The 20,353-nt window shown below is 61.1% G+C and carries 21 protein-coding genes; 11 read left to right on the top strand and 10 right to left on the bottom strand.

Translation table 11 applies throughout. The features are described from left to right. Positions 1-33: 33 nt before the first annotated feature. The 3 genes from hda to MLC59_RS03940 are packed head-to-tail and all read right to left on the bottom strand — an operon-like array spanning position 34 to position 2,446. Positions 34-729, bottom strand: coding sequence for a DnaA regulatory inactivator Hda (hda, locus tag MLC59_RS03950; RefSeq protein WP_248231048.1), 696 nt, complete (start codon positions 727-729; stop codon positions 34-36). After that, the gene (locus tag MLC59_RS03945; protein WP_345799746.1) at positions 729-1,280 is read right to left on the bottom strand and encodes a CDP-alcohol phosphatidyltransferase family protein; all 552 of its coding nucleotides are present in this window, start codon (positions 1,278-1,280) and stop codon (positions 729-731) included. The genes hda and MLC59_RS03945 overlap by 1 nt, the downstream gene beginning before the upstream one ends. Before the next feature lie 26 nt (positions 1,281-1,306). Beyond that, the gene (locus MLC59_RS03940; protein ID WP_248231044.1) at positions 1,307-2,446 is read right to left on the bottom strand and encodes a DUF2066 domain-containing protein; all 1,140 of its coding nucleotides are present in this window, start codon (positions 2,444-2,446) and stop codon (positions 1,307-1,309) included. A 171-nt stretch (positions 2,447-2,617) separates the two neighbouring features. On the opposite strand from MLC59_RS03940, the gene purM reads away from it, so the two are divergent. The 3 genes from purM (at position 2,618) to MLC59_RS03925 (ending at position 5,239) form a co-directional block, all read left to right on the top strand. Further along, on the top strand, positions 2,618-3,682 hold the full coding sequence (gene purM, locus MLC59_RS03935; protein ID WP_248231036.1) for a phosphoribosylformylglycinamidine cyclo-ligase: 1,065 nt from the start codon (positions 2,618-2,620) through the stop codon (positions 3,680-3,682). 5 nt (positions 3,683-3,687) lie between these two features. After that, the gene (purN, locus tag MLC59_RS03930; protein ID WP_248231034.1) at positions 3,688-4,353 is read left to right on the top strand and encodes a phosphoribosylglycinamide formyltransferase; all 666 of its coding nucleotides are present in this window, start codon (positions 3,688-3,690) and stop codon (positions 4,351-4,353) included. 124 nt (positions 4,354-4,477) lie between these two features. Beyond that, the gene (locus MLC59_RS03925) at positions 4,478-5,239 is read left to right on the top strand and encodes a DUF3108 domain-containing protein (RefSeq protein WP_248231032.1); all 762 of its coding nucleotides are present in this window, start codon (positions 4,478-4,480) and stop codon (positions 5,237-5,239) included. Positions 5,240-5,252: 13 nt separating this feature from the next. Here the strand turns inward: MLC59_RS03925 and MLC59_RS03920 are convergent, their stop codons facing one another. The 4 genes from MLC59_RS03920 to apbC form a co-directional block, all read right to left on the bottom strand. Next, the gene (locus tag MLC59_RS03920; protein ID WP_248231030.1) at positions 5,253-6,518 is read right to left on the bottom strand and encodes a valine--pyruvate transaminase; all 1,266 of its coding nucleotides are present in this window, start codon (positions 6,516-6,518) and stop codon (positions 5,253-5,255) included. A gap of 37 nt (positions 6,519-6,555) precedes the next feature. After that, positions 6,556-7,170 carry a YjaG family protein gene (locus MLC59_RS03915; protein WP_248231029.1) on the bottom strand — a complete coding sequence of 205 codons (615 nt, stop codon included), beginning with the start codon at positions 7,168-7,170 and terminating at the stop codon, positions 6,556-6,558. 99 nt (positions 7,171-7,269) lie between these two features. Continuing rightward, positions 7,270-7,836, bottom strand: coding sequence for a dCTP deaminase (dcd, locus tag MLC59_RS03910; protein WP_091848417.1), 567 nt, complete (start codon positions 7,834-7,836; stop codon positions 7,270-7,272). 147 nt (positions 7,837-7,983) lie between these two features. Beyond that, entirely contained in the window at positions 7,984-9,084 is a 1,101-nt protein-coding gene (gene apbC, locus MLC59_RS03905; protein ID WP_248231028.1) for an iron-sulfur cluster carrier protein ApbC, read from the bottom strand. Positions 9,085-9,245: 161 nt separating this feature from the next. On the opposite strand from apbC, the gene metG reads away from it, so the two are divergent. From metG to nth, 8 genes are read left to right on the top strand one after another with little or no spacing between them, the layout of a single operon-like run. Further along, positions 9,246-11,285 carry a methionine--tRNA ligase gene (metG, locus tag MLC59_RS03900; RefSeq protein ID WP_248231027.1) on the top strand — a complete coding sequence of 680 codons (2,040 nt, stop codon included), beginning with the start codon at positions 9,246-9,248 and terminating at the stop codon, positions 11,283-11,285. Positions 11,286-11,318: 33 nt separating this feature from the next. Then, on the top strand, positions 11,319-11,900 hold the full coding sequence (rsxA, locus tag MLC59_RS03895) for an electron transport complex subunit RsxA (protein ID WP_091848420.1): 582 nt from the start codon (positions 11,319-11,321) through the stop codon (positions 11,898-11,900). Positions 11,901-11,914: 14 nt separating this feature from the next. Then, positions 11,915-12,493, top strand: coding sequence for an electron transport complex subunit RsxB (gene rsxB, locus MLC59_RS03890; RefSeq protein WP_248231026.1), 579 nt, complete (start codon positions 11,915-11,917; stop codon positions 12,491-12,493). Next, positions 12,493-14,301, top strand: a complete 1,809-nt coding sequence (rsxC, locus tag MLC59_RS03885; protein ID WP_248231024.1) for an electron transport complex subunit RsxC — start codon at positions 12,493-12,495, stop codon at positions 14,299-14,301. The genes rsxB and rsxC overlap by 1 nt, the downstream gene beginning before the upstream one ends. After that, a complete protein-coding gene (gene rsxD, locus MLC59_RS03880; protein ID WP_248231021.1) occupies positions 14,298-15,344 on the top strand; it encodes an electron transport complex subunit RsxD in 1,047 nt (348 codons plus the stop codon). The genes rsxC and rsxD overlap by 4 nt, the downstream gene beginning before the upstream one ends. Positions 15,345-15,348: 4 nt before the next feature. Next, the gene (gene rsxG, locus MLC59_RS03875; protein ID WP_248231018.1) at positions 15,349-16,035 is read left to right on the top strand and encodes an electron transport complex subunit RsxG; all 687 of its coding nucleotides are present in this window, start codon (positions 15,349-15,351) and stop codon (positions 16,033-16,035) included. Position 16,036: 1 nt separating this feature from the next. Then, positions 16,037-16,753, top strand: coding sequence for an electron transport complex subunit E (locus MLC59_RS03870; RefSeq protein ID WP_248231016.1), 717 nt, complete (start codon positions 16,037-16,039; stop codon positions 16,751-16,753). 24 nt (positions 16,754-16,777) lie between these two features. Beyond that, entirely contained in the window at positions 16,778-17,419 is a 642-nt protein-coding gene (gene nth, locus MLC59_RS03865; protein ID WP_248231013.1) for an endonuclease III, read from the top strand. Between the two features lie 54 nt (positions 17,420-17,473). On the opposite strand, the gene MLC59_RS03860 is transcribed toward nth, so the two are convergent. The 3 genes from MLC59_RS03860 to MLC59_RS03850 form a co-directional block, all read right to left on the bottom strand. Next, on the bottom strand, positions 17,474-18,046 hold the full coding sequence (locus tag MLC59_RS03860; protein ID WP_248231012.1) for a chalcone isomerase family protein: 573 nt from the start codon (positions 18,044-18,046) through the stop codon (positions 17,474-17,476). A 168-nt stretch (positions 18,047-18,214) separates the two neighbouring features. Beyond that, positions 18,215-19,129, bottom strand: a complete 915-nt coding sequence (gene rpoS, locus MLC59_RS03855) for an RNA polymerase sigma factor RpoS (RefSeq protein WP_427901696.1) — start codon at positions 19,127-19,129, stop codon at positions 18,215-18,217. Between the two features lie 377 nt (positions 19,130-19,506). After that, positions 19,507-20,277, bottom strand: coding sequence for a peptidoglycan DD-metalloendopeptidase family protein (locus MLC59_RS03850; RefSeq protein WP_248231010.1), 771 nt, complete (start codon positions 20,275-20,277; stop codon positions 19,507-19,509). Positions 20,278-20,353: the final 76 nt, after the last annotated feature.

The following is a 20,353-nucleotide window of genomic DNA, read 5'->3' as shown; positions in this document are numbered from 1 at the left end:
TACGACCAGGGAAACATCAGGACGGCACGGAGTCTACCATCCCATGACCGACTTCACGAAAGGGATAGTCAGGCGTCGCTGGGCCTGCAATGAATTCTCATCCAGCTGGTCCAGGATCGACAACAGCGCCCCCAGCCCCCGGGAAGAGCGCCGCAGGATAAAGACAGCCACGTCATCACTGAGCACCAGCCCACGCTGCTCTGCCCTCAGCTGAAGGATGGTAATCCGGTCATCGTCCCGGTAGGTGCCCAGCTGGACCAGCAGACCTTCCTGGAATCGCGATCTGAGATCCGCCAGCACAAAGGCCTGCCTTGAAGGCGTATTGTCCAGCGCCAGCATTACCTGGTGCCCGAGGTCCCGGGTCCGGTTGTAGAGGTGGAATAATGCCTCTTCCCATTCCGGCCGTCCCAACACCCGGTGTACATCGTCAAGTGCAACCAGGTCCATGACCTCGACCCCGGCCAACGCCCCTGGGCCCAGTGCTTCCACTTCGGTCAGGCTGAAACAGGCAGCACTCTGTCCCCTTTGCTCATATTCATGGCAGGCGGCCTGTAACAAGTGACTCTTGCCGGTATCCTCGTCACCGCAGAGAACAACCAGCGGGTGAGCCGGGTCACCACAAGCGGTGCGCACCATCCCGGCAGCCACCGCATTACGTGAGCCATGAAAGTTGGCCCAACGGGCATCGTCCCGCAGGCGCACCCCAAGGGTAAGCTGGACGCCACTCATTATGCGCCTCCCCGCAGTGCACGAAGCCCCCAGACCGTCATATAGTGCCCACCACTGATCAGGGCCATGACGGTAACCGCCCACAGGGCAAGCGTATTGGTCCAGGATGGCAGTAAAACGCCCGCCAGCTGAAGCATCACCGCAAGGGCAGCCAGTATCTGGACCAGGGTATTGAACTTGCCAAAGGCGCTGGGTTCAACATCGAACCGGCTTACAAAACGGTGGAATAACAGCCCCCCGGCAACGATGACCAGGTCACGCCCCAGGACCAGCAGGAACAGCCAGAAGGGAAAAACGCCGGTGACACTCAACACCAGGTAGGTTGTCACCAACAGGAGTTTGTCTGCCAGCGGGTCGAGAATGGCGCCGAGGCGGCTTTTCCAGCCGAAAAAACGGGCCAGGAAGCCATCGAGGCCGTCGGTGGCCGCAGCTATCGCAAAAAGCAGCAAGGCGTCCCGGTAGCGGCCACTGGCAAGTGCCCAGGCGAAAGGAATCACCAAAAGTACCCGTAAAAAGGACAATCCATTGGGTATCCATCGCCAGTGCTGCACAAACACATTCCTTCTGTCAGGGCCAGTCAGCGGCTTTCTGCACCGGACGGAGGCACAACCACCTGTTGCTGCCACCGATAGTACAGAGTCTGTCGAACGTTCCGGAATTCTTCTGTCGCGCCGTTCTCACCGCTGTTCTCAGGGCCGTCCTCAGCCCGGAAGCGCTGCTCCAGGGCAATGTTCTGGCGAAGCTGGGATAGTTCTCCGTTGTATTCAACCTCAAACACAATGTGGTCGGAGGCAACTTCAACGGCGCCCACGGATTTCACCGGGTTAAGCTGTTTCAGGGCACGCTTGGCGGCAGCGTAGACGCCGGGCGAATCCACCCCGTCCACTCGCAGCCTCACCCTGGGCCCGGTCTCGATGGCTCCACCACTGACACCGTATCGGGCGGCCAGGTCCGAGGCCCAGTGGTCGATTACCTCTGCAATAAGCGTTTCGGGGTTGTCAGCCGTTACCGATCGGGACTGTTCAATACCGGCACCTTCGTAACGCCAGCTGGCCTCCCAGTTGCCATTCCGGTGACTGATCCGGACCACCGCCAGCAAGTCATGCTCGAGTCCGGATGAGGCACGGGACAACTGCCCCATAAATTGCCCCCACACCTCGGATAACAGCAGACGATTGCTGGCCCGGTCGGCCGGTGGCATGGCCAGCGGAATTCCGCGCTGGTCCGCTTCGTGCATCAGTAGCGCAGACAAGCCCTGTTCCGAGGTTTCCCCGGTCTCCACCAGCAAACCACGATCACCACCATCCTGTACCGCAACCCAGGCAAGGGTAAGTGGTCTGTTCATGCCCCATACCCGGAGGCCGGCTTCGGCCAGCAGCTGGTTTACAGCGCTGGGGGAGAACTGCACGGTGAGTTTATCCGGCCCGTCCGCACCAGCTTCCAGCTGACGCCCATCCACGAGAGAAGACGCATCATCCAGCGCTGAGGCAAGTCCGTCATGCTCCAGGACCTGGCGGTCACCGGACACCTTCACCAGCACCCGGGAAAGGCTCTCGCGGTATCCGTCCGCCAGTTGCCCGTCACTCTCCCCGGCCACCGGGACCGTTGCCCGATACAGGTCATCGACCACCACAGCGTGGGTACACGTCAGTGGAAGCAAGGAAAGAAGGAGCGCGATTAAGGCAAGCGGAGCGGTGTTTCCGGTATGTACAGCCATGATTCATCCAGTATTTCTGCAAGCGGACCTAGGATACACGATGGCCTTCCCGGTGAGTAGCAACCGGGCCTCCCGGAAACAGGACAACAAACACATTTGGAGCCCCCACCAGCAACTGGTAAAATCCCGCGCTTCATACCAACCCTACCCACCAACATGGCTGGCCCCGACATGAGTGACAAAAAGCCCTCCCTCACCTATCGCGACGCAGGTGTCGACATCGACGCAGGCAATGAACTGGTGAACCGCATCAAAGATACCGCCAGGCGCACCCGCCGGCCCGAGGTACTTGGTGGTCTGGGCGGCTTCGGCGCCATGGTGTCACTGCCGACTGGCTACCGTGAACCGGTGCTGGTCTCCGGTACTGACGGGGTGGGCACCAAGCTTCGGCTGGCCATGCAGCTGCAGCGCCACGACACCATCGGCATCGACCTGGTGGCCATGTGCGTTAACGACCTGGTGGTGGGCGGTGCCGAGCCACTGTTCTTCCTCGATTACTACGCCACCGGCAAGCTCAACGTAGATGTGGCGGCCAACGTGGTAGAAGGAATTGGTGAGGGTTGCGAGCTGGCCGGATGCGCCCTGGTGGGAGGCGAAACGGCGGAAATGCCAGGCATGTACGAGGGTGATGACTACGACCTGGCAGGCTTTTGCGTTGGCGTAGTGGAACGGGACGAGGTGATCGACGGCAGCCGTGTGCAGTCCGGGGACGCGCTGATTGCGCTGGCCTCCTCCGGCCCCCACTCCAATGGTTACTCCCTGATTCGCAAGATACTGGAAGTGTCCGGTGCCGACCTTGACGAGCAGGTTGGCGATACGGCCCTGGCAGACGGCCTGATGGCGCCCACCCGGATTTATGTGAAGAATTTGTTGCAACTCATTAAAACCGTCGATGTACGGGCCATGTCGCACATTACTGGCGGCGGCCTCCCGGAGAACATCCCCAGGGTACTGCCGGATGGTACGCGAGCTGCCATCGATACCGCCAGCTGGGAGCTGCCCGCGATCTTCCAGTGGTTGAAAGACCAGGGCGGCGTAGCCGATGAAGAAATGTATCGCACCTTCAATTGTGGTGTAGGCATGATCGTCTGCGTACCAGACGACCAGAAAGGGCTTACCCTGGACACGCTCAGCGCCATGGGTGAAGTAGCCTGGCAGATCGGTGTCATCGAGGGGCAGGACGATTCCGGTGCCGCGGCCGACGTGCGCTACGCACCGGGACTGGTCCAGGGATGAGTGGTATGCAGGCAGACCCGGTCGACAAACCCCGCATTCTGGTGCTGGCCTCCGGCAGCGGCACCAACCTGCAGGCCCTGATTGATGCAACCCGGGAACGGGATTTTCCCGGGGAAATCATCGCCGTCGGCAGCAACCGCCCCCAGGCCTTTGCCCTGGAGCGCGCGGCCCAGGCGGGAATCGAAACCTTTACCGTGGACCATACCCGCTTTGATGCGCGGGATGTGTTCGATGCTGAGCTGAGGCTGGAGATGGAGCGCCGGCAGCCGGACCTGGTGGTACTGGCTGGCTTCATGCGCATTCTCACCCCCGAACTGGTTCGGGCATTCCAGGGGCGCATGCTGAACGTGCACCCTTCCCTGCTGCCGAAGTACCGGGGGCTGAACACCCATCAGCGGGTCATCGACGCCGGCGACAAAGCCCACGGCGTCTCTGTTCACTTCGTGACCGAGGACCTCGACGGCGGCCCGGTCATTGCCCAGGCCGAAGTCGCCGTCAGGCCGGACGATACCCCCGAAAGCCTGGCTGAGCGCGTTCAGCAACAGGAGCATGTGCTCTATCCGATCGTGGTGCGCTGGTTCTGTGAGGGACGACTACAGCTGTCCGGTAATGACCGTATCCTGTTCGATGGCCAGCCCATGCCCGCCGTCATGACCCTGCCAGCAAGCTGACCCACGACCTGACCGGGGTGCCCGAAAAAGCTCTGCCAATGAACACGATTAAAAAAATCGTCATCCGGGGAGCCATCCTGAACGGTTACACTCGGGGTGTAACTGTAGTAACGGGAGACAGTCAGTGATCCTTGTTCGCGTACCAGGCACCCTCCAGCTCGCCACCCTGCCTCGGGCACTCGCCATCGTGGCCACCTTGCTTTTGCCCGGCATGGCTTCCTGGGCCGGGGAGCCTGCAACGGTAGCCGACCTGAAACCAATCGCGGCCAGCTATAGCGCAGCCATGGACAAGGGCCTCTCTCTCAACGGGTCTGCCCGGCGCACGCTGGAACAGCAGCCCGATGGTACCTGGAAATACGAATTCAACGTCGACTCCTTTATCGCCAACATCCGCGAGTCGGTGCACTTTCAGTGGGAAGCAGGCCGGGTCGTACCACTGGAATACCGCTACCGCCTGGACGGGCTGATAGTGCGGGATCGCAGCCGTGCCCTGAACTTTAACTGGCCTGCAGAAAGCATGAGCGGCAGCTACGACGGTGATGGCTTCACCGTGCCCCTGGCCAGCAAGGCGCTGGATCCTCTCGGCTTCCAGCTGCAGTTGCGCCAGGACCTGAAAGCCGGCAAGAGGGAAATGGCGTACACAGTGGCTGATGAAGACGACTTCGAGGAAGACCGTTTCGCCGTCATCGGTGAGGAGTCCCAGTCCACGCCATTTGGCGACCTGGAAACCGTCAAGGTCGAAAAGGTCCGGGAAGCAGACAGCAAGCGGGAAACCCTGATGTGGTTCGCCCCGGAGCTGGACTACCTGCTGGTGCGACTGATCCAGGTGGAACCGGATGGCAGTCGCTACGAGGTCCGGCTCGAAGACGCGGACCTGACCGACTGAGCCGGCAGCTGTATCAGCCCTGCTCTGCCCAGATGGCCTGCACCTCGCTGGCAATCCGCCGCAGGCCCTCTGCCACCCGTTCATCGTCCTGGGAGTAGGTTACCCGTATACACTCGTGCCGGTGCCGCCAGCCGTCCTCTGCCAGTCCCGGGAAGAAGTAATGACCCGATACGACCAGTACGCCCCTGGCTTTCAGGCGCTGGTACAACTCAAGGCTGCTCACTGGCAGATCCGGGAACCAGAGCCACAGGAACATGGCGCCCTCCGGTTTGTGTACATACCAGCGGCAGCCATCGCCCATGGCGTCAGTGAATACCTTTACCGCCTTTTCCATTTTGCGCTGGTAGAAGGGGCAAACCACCTCACGGCTCAGTGACAGGATTTCACCGCTGCGCACCAGCGGCTCCGCCAGCATGGCGCCAAAACTTCCGGTGGCCAGGTTCATGATGGCATTGATACCGGACAAGGCACGGATAATCTCCGGTGCGGCAATGACGATGCCGGTGCGGGCCGCCGGCATGCCCAGCTTGGAAAGGCTCAGGCACAGCACGATCTGTTCATTCCAGTGCGGCTGTGCATCCACATACAACAGGCTCGGGAACGGCGTGCCATAGGCACCGTCCACGATCAGCGGGATATCATGCTGGCGGGCAAGGGCTTCAAGGCGCTCCATTTCCTGGTCGGTCACCACGTTACCGGTGGGGTTGGTCGGCCTGGAAACGCAGATTGCACCGGTATCCGGCGTAACATCCACCGCGTCGAAGTCGACCCGGTATTTGAACTCATGGGGTCCGGTAAAAGTGATTTCCGGCTGCACCGCCCGGAACAGTTCCGGCGCGATGCCGGCATCGGCGTAGCCGATGTACTCCGGTGCCAGCGGCAACAGGATGTGCTTGTGGCTGCCGTCGCCAAAATCCCCGGCGAACATGTTGAACAGCATGAAGAATGCTGCCTGGCTGCCGTTGGTCAGCGCGATGTGGTCTTCGGTCAGCCCCCAGTCATACTCCCGGTTGAGCAGCTCCACCAGCGAGGCAATAAACCGCTTCTCCCCCTGGGGCGGGTCATAGATACCCACCAGCCGTTTCATGGCCTCCGGATCACGGGTCATATCCCCCAGCACTTCGGTGAGCCGTTCCTGGATGACCGGGACCTGGCCGGGGTTGCCGCCCCCCATCATGATCATGTCATCGCCGCTGGCGAGGGCATTGCCCAGGTCATCCATCAGGGAGGTAATGCCGGCATCGGCGGTGAACTTGCGTCCAAAAGCTGAGAGTTTCATGGCTGGGTCGTCTGCTATTCGATCGTTATGGGGGCCTTCAGGCCTCCGGTTCATCGTCCGCGAGGGTTATGCCGAGGTTGCTCACTCCGTCGTTGGCTGCCAGGACCTGGAGCTCTCCAATATAGCGCTCCTTGGGTACCCGCTGCCGCTTGAGGCTGAGAATCAGGTCCCGCTGGAACATCTTGTCTTCCTTCATCAGCGGATGGCTGTCCAGCAGCCTGACGAGTTCATCCTCGTCCAGGTCCTCACCCTCGGAGAAGGTAATGAAGTTCATCACCGTACCGGTAGCAATGCCCGATGCTTCCAGCGCCCGGTGCTTCGACGGATTCAGCCGGCTCAGCAGCGCCGCTTCCAGCAAGCGGCAGAAATCGAACGCGGGATAGACCCCGTAGGCATCGTAGGCATCCACTTCCGGGCTCAGGCTTTCGAGCTTGGCCAGCAACTGGGGAATATGGTTCTCGGTGGCCTTGTCTTCGAACAGGGCCCAGCCCGTGTCCAGCAACTGGCGCATCTTGCCACCAGCCTTGGCACCAATGGCTTCACTGAACAGGGCATAGTTGGGGAAGGCCCGCTCGGCGAGGGCCAGCAGGAAGGCGGTCTGGCGCCACCCCTGGAGCTGTTCGACCGCTTTCAGAAACTGGTTGGCGTTCACGTACGGCTCCTGCGTTTATTTCCGGTAAGGTCCATCGTGTGATGGGTCCGGCAACCAAAAAGCGGGACATGAGTGTCCCGCCTGTATGCACCCGACCTGTCAGGTCTTGGGCAGCGTCACCCCGGTCTGCCCCAGGTATTTGCCGCCCCGATCCTTGTAGCTGGTCTCACACTCCTCGTCGGATTCGAAGAACAACATCTGGGCAACACCCTCGTTGGCGTAGATCTTGGCCGGCAGGTTGGTGGTGTTGGAGAACTCCAGCGTCACCTGCCCTTCCCATTCCGGTTCCAGGGGGGTGACGTTCACAATGATACCGCAGCGGGCGTAGGTGGACTTGCCGAGACAGATGGTCAGCACCTGGCGTGGAATCCGGAAGTATTCCACCGTGCGGGCCAGGGCAAAGGAGTTCGGCGGGATAATGCAGACATCGCCGGTGTAGTTGACGAAGCTGTTTTCATCGAAGTTCTTCGGGTCCACCGTGGCCGAATGCACGTTGGTAAAGATCTTGAACTCGTTGCTGCAGCGCACGTCGTAACCGTAGCTGGAGGTACCGTAGGAGATCACACGGCCACGGGAGGTTTCCCGGACCTGGCCTGCTTCGAAGGGCTCGATCATGCCTTCCTGTTCCGCCATGCGGCGAATCCACTTGTCGGATTTGATGCTCATTGATGTGATCTCTCGTTGGTCCGTCGGCGCCGGTCGCGCACCGGGTTGAAAATCGGGGCGCCATAGTTTACCCGCGGCGAGCCATTGTCGCAAAGCCACCCGCCCTCCCGGCCGGGCTTTTGCGTAAACCAGGCCGGGTGGCGGTTTTCAGTCGTCGCTGATGGAGATACTGGGAATCGGGGCGCTGTCGTTGCGGGCCCGTGTAGACAGGCCTGCAGACAACCGTCGGGCAATGTCCCGATAACGACGTGCCACTTCCGAATCCGGCTCGGCAACCACGGTGGGATTGCCGCCGTCGGTCTGTTCGCGGATGGTCAGGTGCAGGGGCAGCTGGCCGAGCAGCTCGGTCTGATAGTCTTCCGCTACCCGCTCGCCGCCGCCCTCACCGAACAGGGGTTCCTCGTGGCCGCAGTTGCTGCAGATATGGATGCTCATGTTCTCCACCACCCCCAGGACCGGGATATCCACCTTACGGAACATCTCTATGCCTTTCTTGCAGTCCAGTAACGCAATGTCCTGGGGCGTGGTAACAATAACGGCACCGGTGACCGGCACCTTCTGGGCGAGGGTCAGCTGGATGTCCCCGGTACCCGGTGGCATATCCACCACCAGGTAATCCAGGTCATTCCACAGGGTCTGGGTAAGCAGCTGCTGGACCGCACCACTGACCATGGGACCGCGCCAGACCATGGGGGTCTTGTCAGTTACCAGGAAGGCCATGGACATGGCCTGGATGCCATGGGCCTCCACGGGAAGGAAATACTTGTTGCCCTCGGTTTTCGGGCGCTGGCCCTCGGGAATGCCCAGCATCATGCCCACACTGGGGCCATAGATATCGGCATCGAGGATACCCACCCGGGCCCCCTCGGCGGCCAGTGCCAGGGCCAGGTTCACGGCAGTGGTGGACTTGCCAACACCGCCCTTTCCGGAGGCCACGGCAATAATGTTCTTCACCCCACCCATGGACTCCAGGTCGCGCTGGGCCTTGTGGGCATGGATCTTCTGACTGACGGTTACCTCGGCGGCGGTCACCCCGTCCACGTTTTCGAGGCTGTTGCTGACGATCTGCCGCAGGGCTCCGGCAATGCCGGCGCTGGCATAGGGCAGCTGTACGCTGAGGCTGACCCGCCCCCGGGCATCCACGTCCAGGGCCTTGACGGCGTCCAGTTGGTACAGGTCCTTGTCCAGGTAGGGATCGCGGTATTCGCGCACGGCAGCCTCGAGGGCTGCCCGGGAAATCTCGGCCATGATTACTCCGTGAATCAGATATCGGGGAGAATACGGCAAAACGCCGTCCGGGAAGATGAAAAATATTGCCTTGGAAGGTATCATTTGTGCCCGTTTCTGACCATAAGGAGCTGCCCCGACGGCAGCCCCTCCGACAAGTTCACCGAGGTTCGGACATCACCATGACGCAAGCGAGCGACAAACAGCGCGATATTCTGGTTACCAGCGCCCTGCCCTACGCCAACGGCCCGATTCACCTGGGTCACCTGCTGGAATACATTCAGACGGATATCTGGGCGCGGTATCAGAAGATGCGTGGCCACAACTGTTACTACGTTTGCGCCGACGACGCCCATGGCACCGCCATCATGCTGCGGGCCGAGCGGGAAGGTATCTCCTCGGAACAGCTGATCGACCGCATCCGGGACGAGCACCAGGAGGACTTCGCGGGCTTCAACATCCGCTTTGACAACTATTACTCCACCCACTCCGAGGAGAACCAGCAGTTTTCCGAGTACATCTACCGCAAGATCAAGGAAAACGGCCACATCGCTACCCGCCAGATAACCCAGTTCTTCGACCCGGAAAAGGAGATGTTCCTGGCGGATCGTTTCATCAAGGGCACCTGCCCCAAATGCAAGGCGGAAGACCAGTACGGTGACAACTGCGAGGCCTGCGGTGCCACCTACACCCCGGCGGAACTGATCAACCCCCGTTCTGCCGTATCCGGCGCCACCCCCGTGGAGAAGCAGTCCGAGCACTATTTCTTCAAACTGCCGGATTTTGACGGTTTCCTGAAAGAGTGGACCCGCAGCGGCACCCTGCAGGAGCAGGTGGCCAACAAGCTGGCCGAGTGGTTGGACGCGGGCCTGCAGGAGTGGGATATCAGTCGCGACAAGCCCTACTTCGGCTTTGAGATCCCCGACGCCCCGGGCAAGTACTTCTATGTCTGGCTGGACGCCCCCATCGGCTACCTGGCCAGCTTCAAGAACCTGTGCAACCGGACCGATATCGATTTCGAGCATTTCTGGAAAGCGGATTCCACTGCCGAGGTCTATCACTTCATCGGCAAGGACATCATCAACTTCCACGCCCTGTTCTGGCCTGCCATGCTCCACGACGCCGGCTTCCGCACGCCGACGGCAGTCTGGGCCCATGGCTTCGTGACGGTTAACGGCAAGAAGATGTCCAAGTCCCGGGGCACCTTCATCATGGCCCGCACCTACCTGGATCATCTGAATCCGGAATACCTGCGTTATTACTTCGCCGCCAAGCTGACCGCCGGCGTGGACGACATGGACCTGAACCTGGAGGACTTCGCCGCCCGGGTGAACTCGGACCTGGTGGGCAAGGTGGTGAACATTGCCAGCCGCAGTGCCGGTTTTATCACCAAGCGCTTTGACGGGCGCCTCGGCCAGGTGACCGAGACCGACCGCCTCAACACCTTTATCGAGGCCGGCGAGGAAATCGCCGACTTCTACGAGGCCCGCGAATTCGGCCGCGCCATGCGTCGCATCATGGAGCTGGCGGATATTGCCAACCAGTATGTGAACGACGAGCAGCCCTGGGTCATTGCCAAGCAGGAAGGCCAGGACGAGAAACTCCAGGCCATCTGCACCAACGCCATCAACATGTTCCGCCTGCTGATGACCTACCTGGCGCCGGTACTGCCGAAGACCGCCGAAGGCGCCGAGAGTTTCCTGAATTTGCGGCTGGACTGGAACAACCGGGCCGAACTGCTCGAAGACCACCCCATCGATAAGTTCAAGCCCCTGATGAACCGGGTGGACATGGCCCAGATCGAGAAGATGATCGAAGCCTCAAAGGAAGAACTGCCGGCGGCTACCGGCCAAAAGGCTGAACAAGCCCCCGCTGCCGACCTGGAGCCCATCGCTGACGAGATCGAGTTCCCGGACTTCGCAAAGGTGGATCTGCGGGTGGTGAAGATCATCAAGGCAGAGCATGTGGAAGGCGCCGACAAGCTTCTTCGGCTCACTCTTGACGTAGGGCATGGCGAACGCAACGTGTTCGCGGGTATAAAGTCTGCCTACAAGCCGGAGGATCTTGAGGGCCGGCTGACCGTCATGGTGGCCAACCTCAAGCCGCGCAAGATGAAGTTCGGGCTTTCCGAGGGCATGGTCCTGGCCGCTGGCCCCGGGGGCAAGGATATCTTTATCCTCTCCCCTGACTCCGGCGCCACCCCCGGCATGCGGGTGATGTAACACCGCGCACCAACAATCGGAGCACGCGTACCGATGACGGAATACCTGCTGATCCTGGTCAGCACCATACTGGTCAACAACTTTGTGCTGGTGCAGTTTCTCGGCCTGTGCCCCTTCATGGGCGTGTCGGGGAAGCTGGAAACCGCCATGGGCATGTCCCTGGCCACCACCTTTGTGCTGACCCTGGCATCGGTATGCAGCTACCTGGCCTATACCTGGCTGCTGGAGCCGCTGGACCTGACCTTCCTGCGGACCATCACTTTTATCCTGGTGATCGCGGTGGTGGTCCAGTTCACCGAAATGGTGGTGCGTAAGACCAGCCCGCTGCTCTACCGGGTGCTGGGCATCTTCCTGCCCCTGATTACCACCAACTGCGCAGTGCTGGGTGTGGCGCTGCTCAACATCAACAAGAACAACAACTTCGTTGAATCAGTCCTGTACGGCTTCGGTGCCGCCGCCGGTTTCTCGCTGGTGCTGGTACTGTTCGCCGCCATGCGTGAGCGCATTGCCGTGGCCGACGTGCCGGTTGCCTTCCGGGGTGCGGCCATCGGCATGGTGACCGCCGGACTGATGTCACTGGCATTCCTGGGCTTTACCGGCCTGGTCAGCGTCTGACGGAGCTTGAAGCTATGTGGACAGGCATCCTGATTGCAGTCGCAGTCCTGCTGGCCCTTGCGGTGGTGTTCGGTGCCCTGCTGGGTTTCGCCGCCGAGCGTTTCCGCGTCGAAGGCAACCCGCTGGTGGACCAGATTGACTCGCTGTTACCTCAAACCCAGTGCGGCCAGTGCGGCTTCCCGGGGTGCCGCCCCTATGCCGAATCCATTGCCAATGGCGATGCCATCAACAAGTGTCCCCCAGGTGGCGAAGCCACCATCAAGGCCCTGGCCGACCTGCTGGACGTGGAACCCCAGCCCCTGGATGCCGAACATGGCGTGGAACAGGCCCGCCGCGTGGCCGTCATTCGCGAGGATGAATGCATCGGTTGCACCAAGTGCATCCAGGCCTGCCCCGTGGATGCCATCCTCGGTGCCGCCAAGCACATGCATACGGTAATCGAGAGCGAATGCACCGGCTGCGACCTGTGCGTGGAACCCTGCCCGGTGGACTGCATCGATATGGTTACCATCGAGCCCGACATTCGCCACTGGACCTGGCAGCCACCGCGCCCGTCCATCATCGCCACCGATCGCCAGGGGGCCAGTGCCTGATGACACAGCTGTGGAACTTCCCCGGTGGCGTCCATCCGCCTGAGAACAAGCACCAGTCCACCGCCCGCCCGATCCGCAAGGGGGGTATTCCCGAACGGCTGGTATTACCGCTGCAACAGCACATCGGAGCACCGGCGGAGCCCCTGGTGCAGCCGGGAGACAAGGTCCTCAAGGGCCAGAAGCTCGCCGATGTCACCTCCGGTATGGGCGTGCCGGTCCACGCCAGCACCTCCGGCACCATAGCGGGCATCGAGTTGCTCCCGGTCCCTCACCCTTCCGGCATGTCGGACTGGTGTATCGTGCTGGAGCCGGATGGTGATGATGCCTGGTGCGAGCTGTCACCCGTAGCGGATTACCGCAAGCTGCACCGCGATGACGTCCTGGACCTGATCCGGGAAGCCGGCATCAGCGGCATGGGCGGCGCCGGCTTTCCCACCAGTATCAAGCTCAGGCCCCCCAGTGACCGCAAGGTCAGTACCCTGATCATTAATGGCGCGGAATGCGAGCCCTACATCACCGCGGACGACATGGCGATGCGGGAGCGCGCCGACCAGATCCATGGCGGCATCAAGGTCATGTCGTGGATTCTGCGTCCGGAGCGTTGCGTGATCGCCATTGAGGACAACAAGCCGGAAGCCATCGAAGCCATGCGCAAGGCGTCCGAGGGCACCCAGGCAGAAGTGGTGGTGGTGCCCACCAAGTACCCCTCCGGCGGGGAGAAACAGCTGATCCAGATCCTTACCGGTATGGAAGTCCCCAGCGGCGGCATCCCCGCCGATATTGGCGTCATGTGCCAGAACGTGGGCACCGCCATGGCGGTTTACCAGGCGATCAACCGGGGCGAACCACTGGTTTCCCGCATTACCACGGTGACCGGCGCCGGTGTGGATGACCCGGGCAACTTTGAAACCCTGATCGGTACGCCGGCCCGGCACCTGCTGGACCAGGCCGGCTTCCACCCCGAGCGGATCAATCGCCTGATCCTCGGCGGGCCGATGATGGGCTACACCCTGGAAGACACATCGGTTCCGGTGATCAAGACCACCAACTGCCTAGTTGCCGCCACCGAGAACGAACTGCCCACGCCTCCGCCGGAACAACCCTGTATCCGCTGCGGTATGTGCGCCGAGGTGTGCCCCATGGAGCTTTTGCCGCAGCAGCTGTTCTGGCATGCCAAGGCCCAGGATTTTGATCGGGCAGAACACCTGAACCTGTTCGATTGTATCGAATGCGGGGCCTGCTCCTATGTGTGCCCCAGCTCGATTCCCCTTGTTCAGTACTATCGCTACGCCAAGGGTGAGATCCGCACCCAGAGGGCCGAACAGATCAAGGCAGACCGGGCCCGGGAACGTTTCGAGGCCCGCCAGGCTCGGCTGGAGCGTGAGCAGGAGGAGAAAGAACGCCGCCGCGAAGAAAGGGCCAGGGCAGCAGCCGAGGCCCAGAAGAAAAAAGAGGCAGAGGCAGAGAAAGCGGTTGCCGAAGGCGAAGCCACCGATGAGCGCTCTGCCCGGGCAGCCATGGTGCAACAGGCCCTGGAACGCAAGAAGGCCAAGCCGGCTGCGGCAGCCGCAGCCACATCGGCAACCACGACCGACAAGCCCGATATCGAGTCGCTGGAAAAACAGCTCAACCAGGCCAAGGGCAAACTCGAAACCATGGAGAGCATGCTAGACGACGCCAGGGCCGCCCAGGCCGATAATGTAGAGAAGCTGGAGCGCGCCGTTGCCAAGAACCTGGACCGGGTAAAACGCGCAGAAGATGCCCTCGCCGAGGCCCGCAAGCAGCTTGAGACGGAGGCCGGCCAATGAGCCTGGTACAGCAGTCCTCACCCCACGCCCATGGTGCGCGCCCCACCTCCCGGGTCATGCTGATCGTCATCCTGGCGACCCTGCCCGGCCTGTTGGCGCAAACCTGGTTCTTCGGCTGGGGCAACCTGATCAACGTGGTCTGGTGCGTACTGCTCGCCCTCGGCGCCGAGGCCGCCATGCTCAAACTCCGGCACAAGCCCGTTGCCTTCTTCCTGCGGGATAACACCGCCGCCGTTACCGGCCTGTTGCTGGGCCTGTCGCTGCCCCAGTTCGCCCCCTGGTGGGTATCGGCGGTTGCGGTCATTTCCGCCATTGTGTTGGCCAAGCAACTCTATGGTGGCCTGGGAGCCAACCCCTTCAACCCGGCCATGGTGGGCTATGCGCTGGTACTGGTCTCGTTTCCGGTGGCCATGACCACCAACTGGGCCGGTGCCGTGACACTGCCAGACGCTCCCGGGTTCGGCGAAACCCTCAGCACCATCTTCGGCGGCCCGCAGGCCGGCATCGACGGATGGACCATGGCCACCCCGCTGGATGAGTACAAGCACAAGGTTGCCAGCCACACGGCAATCGAGGTGCTGCAGCACCCCACCTTCGGTGCCGGTGTGGCGAAGGGCTGGGAATGGGTCAACGGCGCCTTCCTGCTGGGCGGACTGGCGCTGGTCGCCCTGCGCATTATCACCTGGCACACTCCGGTCAGCCTGCTGGCGGCGCTGGGCCTGATGAGCCTGGCCTTTGGCAGCAACCCGGACCAGTACGCACCGCTGTCACTGCACCTGCTGGCCGGCGGCACCATGCTGGGGGCCTTCTTTATCGCTACTGATCCGGTGTCAGCGGCGACCAGCCATCAGGGCAAGCTGATCTACGGCGCAGGCATCGGCGTGCTGATCTATACCATCCGCAGCTGGGGCAACTACCCGGACGCCGTGGCCTTCAGTGTGCTGCTGATGAACTTTGCGGTGCCCTTCATCGACCACTACACACCACCGCGTACCTACGGGCACCACAAGCCCCGGCGCGGTATTCCGGGCAAGACGGGGTAGACCTATGGCGGCACTGGCACAATCCATCCGGCGCAGCGCCATTGGCCTTGGGCTGTTTGCCGTTATCACCGGCGGCACCATCGCCTTCACCCAGCAACTGACGGCGGACCGTATTGAGGAGCAGCAGGCACGTGCCGAGGCCGCCGCCCTGTACCAGATCATTCCGGAAACAGAGCATGATAACGACCTGCTGAACGATATCGCCACCCTGCCCGCCAGCGACCGGATTGCCATCCAGGGACCGGTAACCGCGCGGGTCGCCCGCCGGGATGGGGAACCGGTGGGCCTGATCCTGCCGGCTGTGGCGCCTGATGGCTACTCCGGCGACATCCACCTTCTGGTAGGTATCGACCTGTCCGGCGAAGTGCTGGGGGTGCGGGTCACCAGTCACCGGGAGACGCCCGGGCTTGGCGACCGGATCGAGCTGAAGAAGTCCGACTGGGTGCTGTCCTTTGAGGGACGGTCGCTGGGCAATCCGGAACCCCGCAACTGGAACGTGAAGAAGAACGGCGGCGTGTTCGACCAGTTTACCGGCGCCACCATCACCCCCCGGGCCGTGGTGAAGGCGGTGCAGCATACGCTGATCTACTTCCGCCAGAACCGACCGGCAATCCTCGACGCCATCGGAGCTGATAGCACAAGTCAACGGCAAGGCCCTGGCCGCCGACAGCCCAACAGGGAGCAACGCTGACATGAGCACGAAGAGCAGCAGCGAGATCATCCGCGACGGCCTCTGGACCAACAACCCGGCCCTGGTCCAGGTGTTGGGCCTGTGCCCGTTGCTGGCCGTGACCAGTACCGTGGTGAACGCACTGGGCCTGGGCATCGCCACCCTGATGGTGCTGATGGGCTCCAACCTGGCGGTATCCCTGATCCGCAACTTTGTATCGGACTCGGTTCGCCTGCCCGCTTTCGTAATGATCATTGCCTCTTTCGTGACCTGCGCCGAACTGCTGATGCAGGCCTTCACCTACGAGCTTTACCAGATCCTGGGCATCTTCATTCCATTGATTGTCACCAACTGCGCCATTCTCGGGCGTGCCGATGCCTTTGCCTCCAAGACCGGTCCGGCCCCTGCCCTGCTGGATGGTGCCATGATGGGCCTGGGGTTCCTGGCGGTGCTCCTGGTGCTTGGTGGTATGAGGGAGCTGATCGGCCAGGGCACACTGTTCGCCGACATGCACCTGCTGCTGGGCCCGGTCGCCGCTGACTGGACCCTGCAGGTGTTCCGTGACTACCCGGACATGCTGTTCATGGTGCTGCCACCTGGCGCCTTCGTGGGGCTGGGGCTGCTTATCGCCCTGAAGAACGGCATCGACAGCCAACTGGAGGCCCGTCGGAAGGCAGGGTCTGCTGAGACCGTGACCGCTGGCAGCAAGCGGGTCCGGGTCACCGGCAACATTTCCTGATGACACAGCAACCAATCGGTCCCCATGAATAAACAGAAACGCATCGAGATTTTCAGCCGTCTGCGGGACGCCAACCCGGAGCCTACCACCGAGCTTAACTACAGCACCCCGTTTGAACTGCTGATTGCGGTGATTCTCTCGGCCCAGGCAACGGATGTGGGCGTCAACAAGGCCACCGCCAGGCTTTTTCCGGTCGCCAATACCCCGGAGGCCATCCTCGCTCTGGGTGTCGACGGACTCAAGGAGTACATCAAGACCATCGGCCTGTTCAACAGCAAGGCGGAGAATGTTATCAAGACCTGTCGCGCGCTGATCGAACAGCACGGCGGTGAGGTGCCGGATACCCGGGAGCAGCTCGAAGCACTACCCGGCGTGGGACGAAAAACCGCCAATGTGGTGCTCAACACCGCATTCCGGCAACCGGCCATGGCGGTTGATACCCATATCTTCCGGGTATCCAACCGCACCGGTATTGCCCCGGGCAAGAACGTGCTGGAAGTGGAAAAACGACTGATGCGGCTGGTGCCGAAGGAGTTCCTGATGGACGCCCATCACTGGCTGATCCTCCACGGGCGTTATACCTGCACTGCCCGCAAGCCCAAATGCGGATCCTGTATGATCGAGGACCTGTGTGAATTCAAACAGAAAAGGGATTACCTGGATTAGGGTATCAGACCCCTGGTGTCCCGCCCGGCAAGTCCGGGCGAGACACCAGGGAGCTCAGTCTCCCAGCATGTCATCCTTCAGACTACCCTGGGCGGGGTCATCGCCGATCCAGATACCGAACAGGGCTTCCTTGAAGGCCCGGTCGCCGATGGTGTCACCCAGCTGACCATTCTTGATGACCTGGACACCCTCTCCTGGCACATAGACCAGGTCGAACACGTCACCTTCATTGATTTCGTCCGCAAAAACCTGGAGCAGCTGATCCACTTCACCCTGAATCGGGGCCAGGTTGCCGTCGGTGGACTTCTCGAAGCCTTCAAGGGTGGCTTCGGTCATGTTGTCACTGTTGATACGGCCGGAGGTCACATGGAGGGCGATAGCCTGGTGTTCGTCCGCAGCAAGGATGGCCTGGTTGTCAGACGAGCTTTCAGGCAAGTACAAAGCCGCCACGTACAGCTCGATAAAAAACTTGGAACGCGTACCAGCGCCATTCAGTGTCAGCTGCTCACTGCCGGCTTCGAACGAATCCCTGACGTCGACACCGTCCACCTCGATGGCAGTCGCTGTGGCCGCCAGGGTCATGGCCACGCAGATTCCCATAACGGCACCCGCAACTCGCTTCAGCATTGAATACTCCTGTTTCTGGTTATTATCGCCCCACCTGTCGGGACTCCGAAATAGTACCGGAGAAAGCCGGCTTACGGGCAGCGCGGTTTCGGACCGGATCACACTTTACCGTAAACATGAAAAAGCCGACTACGGGAGCCGGCTGCTTCACAGGTATTTCCAGGCGGGTTACTTGAACAGCAGACCGCTGGACAGGCCTTCCTTCTCGAGGATCTCCCGCAGGCGACGCAGGGCCTCCACCTGGATCTGCCGTACCCGCTCGCGGGTAAGCCCAATTTCCTGGCCCACTTCTTCCAGGGTGCAGGTGGGATATCCCCGTAACCCGAAACGGCGCGCCAGGACTTCCTGTTGCTTGTCGCTGAGCTGGTCAATCCACTGTTCCAGGCAGGCACACAGGTTATCATCCTGCAGCAGGTCCGCGGGGTCCGTGGCGCCCTCGTCCGCTACGGTATCGAGCAGGGATTTCTCACCACCGGCACCGATGGGGGTATCCATGGAGGCCACCCGCTCATTGAGTCCCAGCATGCGCTCAACGTCACTGATCGGCTTGTCCACCATACGGGCGATTTCTTCTGCCGATGGCTCATGGTCCAGTTTCTGGGTCAGTTCCCGGGCCGCCCGCAGGTAGAGGTTCAGTTCCTTGACCACATGGATGGGCAGGCGGATGGTGCGGGTCTGGTTCATGATGGCCCGCTCGATGGTCTGACGGATCCACCAGGTGGCATAGGTGGAAAAGCGGAAGCCCCGCTCCGGGTCAAACTTCTCCACTGCGCGAATGAGGCCAAGGTTGCCTTCTTCGATCAGGTCCAGCAGGGTCAGGCCGCGATTAACGTAGCGCCGGGCAATTTTCACCACCAGCCGAAGGTTACTCTCGATCATACGCTTGCGTCCGGACTCCTCTCCCTTGCGGGCCAGACGCGCAAAATAGACCTCTTCTTCGGGGGTAAGCAACGGCGAAAAGCCGATCTCATTGAGGTAGAGCTGGGTGGCGTCCAGTTGTTTCTGGTTGCCGAAATACCGGTCGTGGGGGGTAAACCCCTGTGCTCCTGACACCTGCGCCGCCGCGCCTCCCGGAGTTTCCATAGCGGACGCCACCGGGGCCTCCACCTCCTCTTCCGCCTCTTCTACATCAGCAACACGATCGATGATCATCTCTTCTTCTGCAGACATAACTCTTGCCCCGCCTTTCAAATGATCCGGTCGGCACGCTCCGGGCTCAGGGGTCTGGACATCCCCGGGCCTTGCCGGATGTTTACCCACGATTATTCTTGTTGTGGGCTTCTCTTTTCTTGCTTGGGATTCAGGTCATTTCTGTTTCTGGCCAGTGCGATAATGACGGACCAGCTCACTTCTTCTTGTTATCAGAGTTCGACGTCGGTCTGATGACAGTGTGCCTTGTTTGGAAATTTTTTATGCCTCCCTGCTTTCTTTTACTGTGTTCCCGCTGAAAGGAACACTTCTCAGCGTCGTGGCAGGTACGGCATCGGGTCAACCGGGTTGCCATTCCTGCGTATCTCGAAGTGAAGCCTGTTGCCGTCGGTGCCGGTACTTCCCAGTTCCGCAATCGTCTGGCCCTGCTTCACGTCCTCCCCTTCTGCAACGAGGATGCGCCGGTTATGGGCATAGGCACTGAGATAGTGCTCGTTGTGGTTAATGATAATCAGGTTGCCATACCCCAGCAGCCCATTACCCGCATAGACCACGTTGCCATCGGCCGCGGCCCTTACCGGGTCGCCGGAATTTCCGGCAATATCAATACCTTTGTTCATTTTTCCGGATGTAGAAAATTTTGCAATTACCGTACCAATGTGTGGCCAGCGCCAGTTAATATCTGAAACAGTCTGGGTTTGCCGGGAAACATCAACATTGGTGTCCGGTTTGCGGGTAACCTTTGGTTCAGGTTTCGGGGCGGGTGTGGATTTCTTGCGCCCGGATTCCCGGGGAGGCTTCGGAGAGGACGCTACCCTGGTACCACCGGCCGGGGTCTTGCCTCGCCGGTCAAGGCGAATAACCTGCCCGGGGTAGATCCGGTAAGGGGGACCAATTCCGTTGGCATCACCGAGTTCCCGGTAGTCGCGGCCGTAACGCCAGGCGATGCTGTAGAGGGTGTCGCCGCGCTCAACCACGTGTCGCCCCCAGTAAACTGGCGGGTTGTAAGCCCCGTCGCCGTAGATCGCCGAAGTGTTACAGCCAACGAGGGCGGGGAGTATCAGCACCGCAAATAACAACAAAAGCAGCGGTTTTCCCCGACCCGGGCGGATCGGAGAACGGGGGACGAGACCCGTACCTTGCTGGCTGGAGCTATAA

Source organism: Marinobacter bryozoorum (assembly GCF_023156245.1).
GTDB classification, from domain to species: Bacteria; Pseudomonadota; Gammaproteobacteria; order Pseudomonadales; family Oleiphilaceae; genus Marinobacter; species Marinobacter bryozoorum.
Note: the sequence above shows the minus strand (reverse complement) of the source record. Positions and strands in the feature narration are given on the sequence as shown.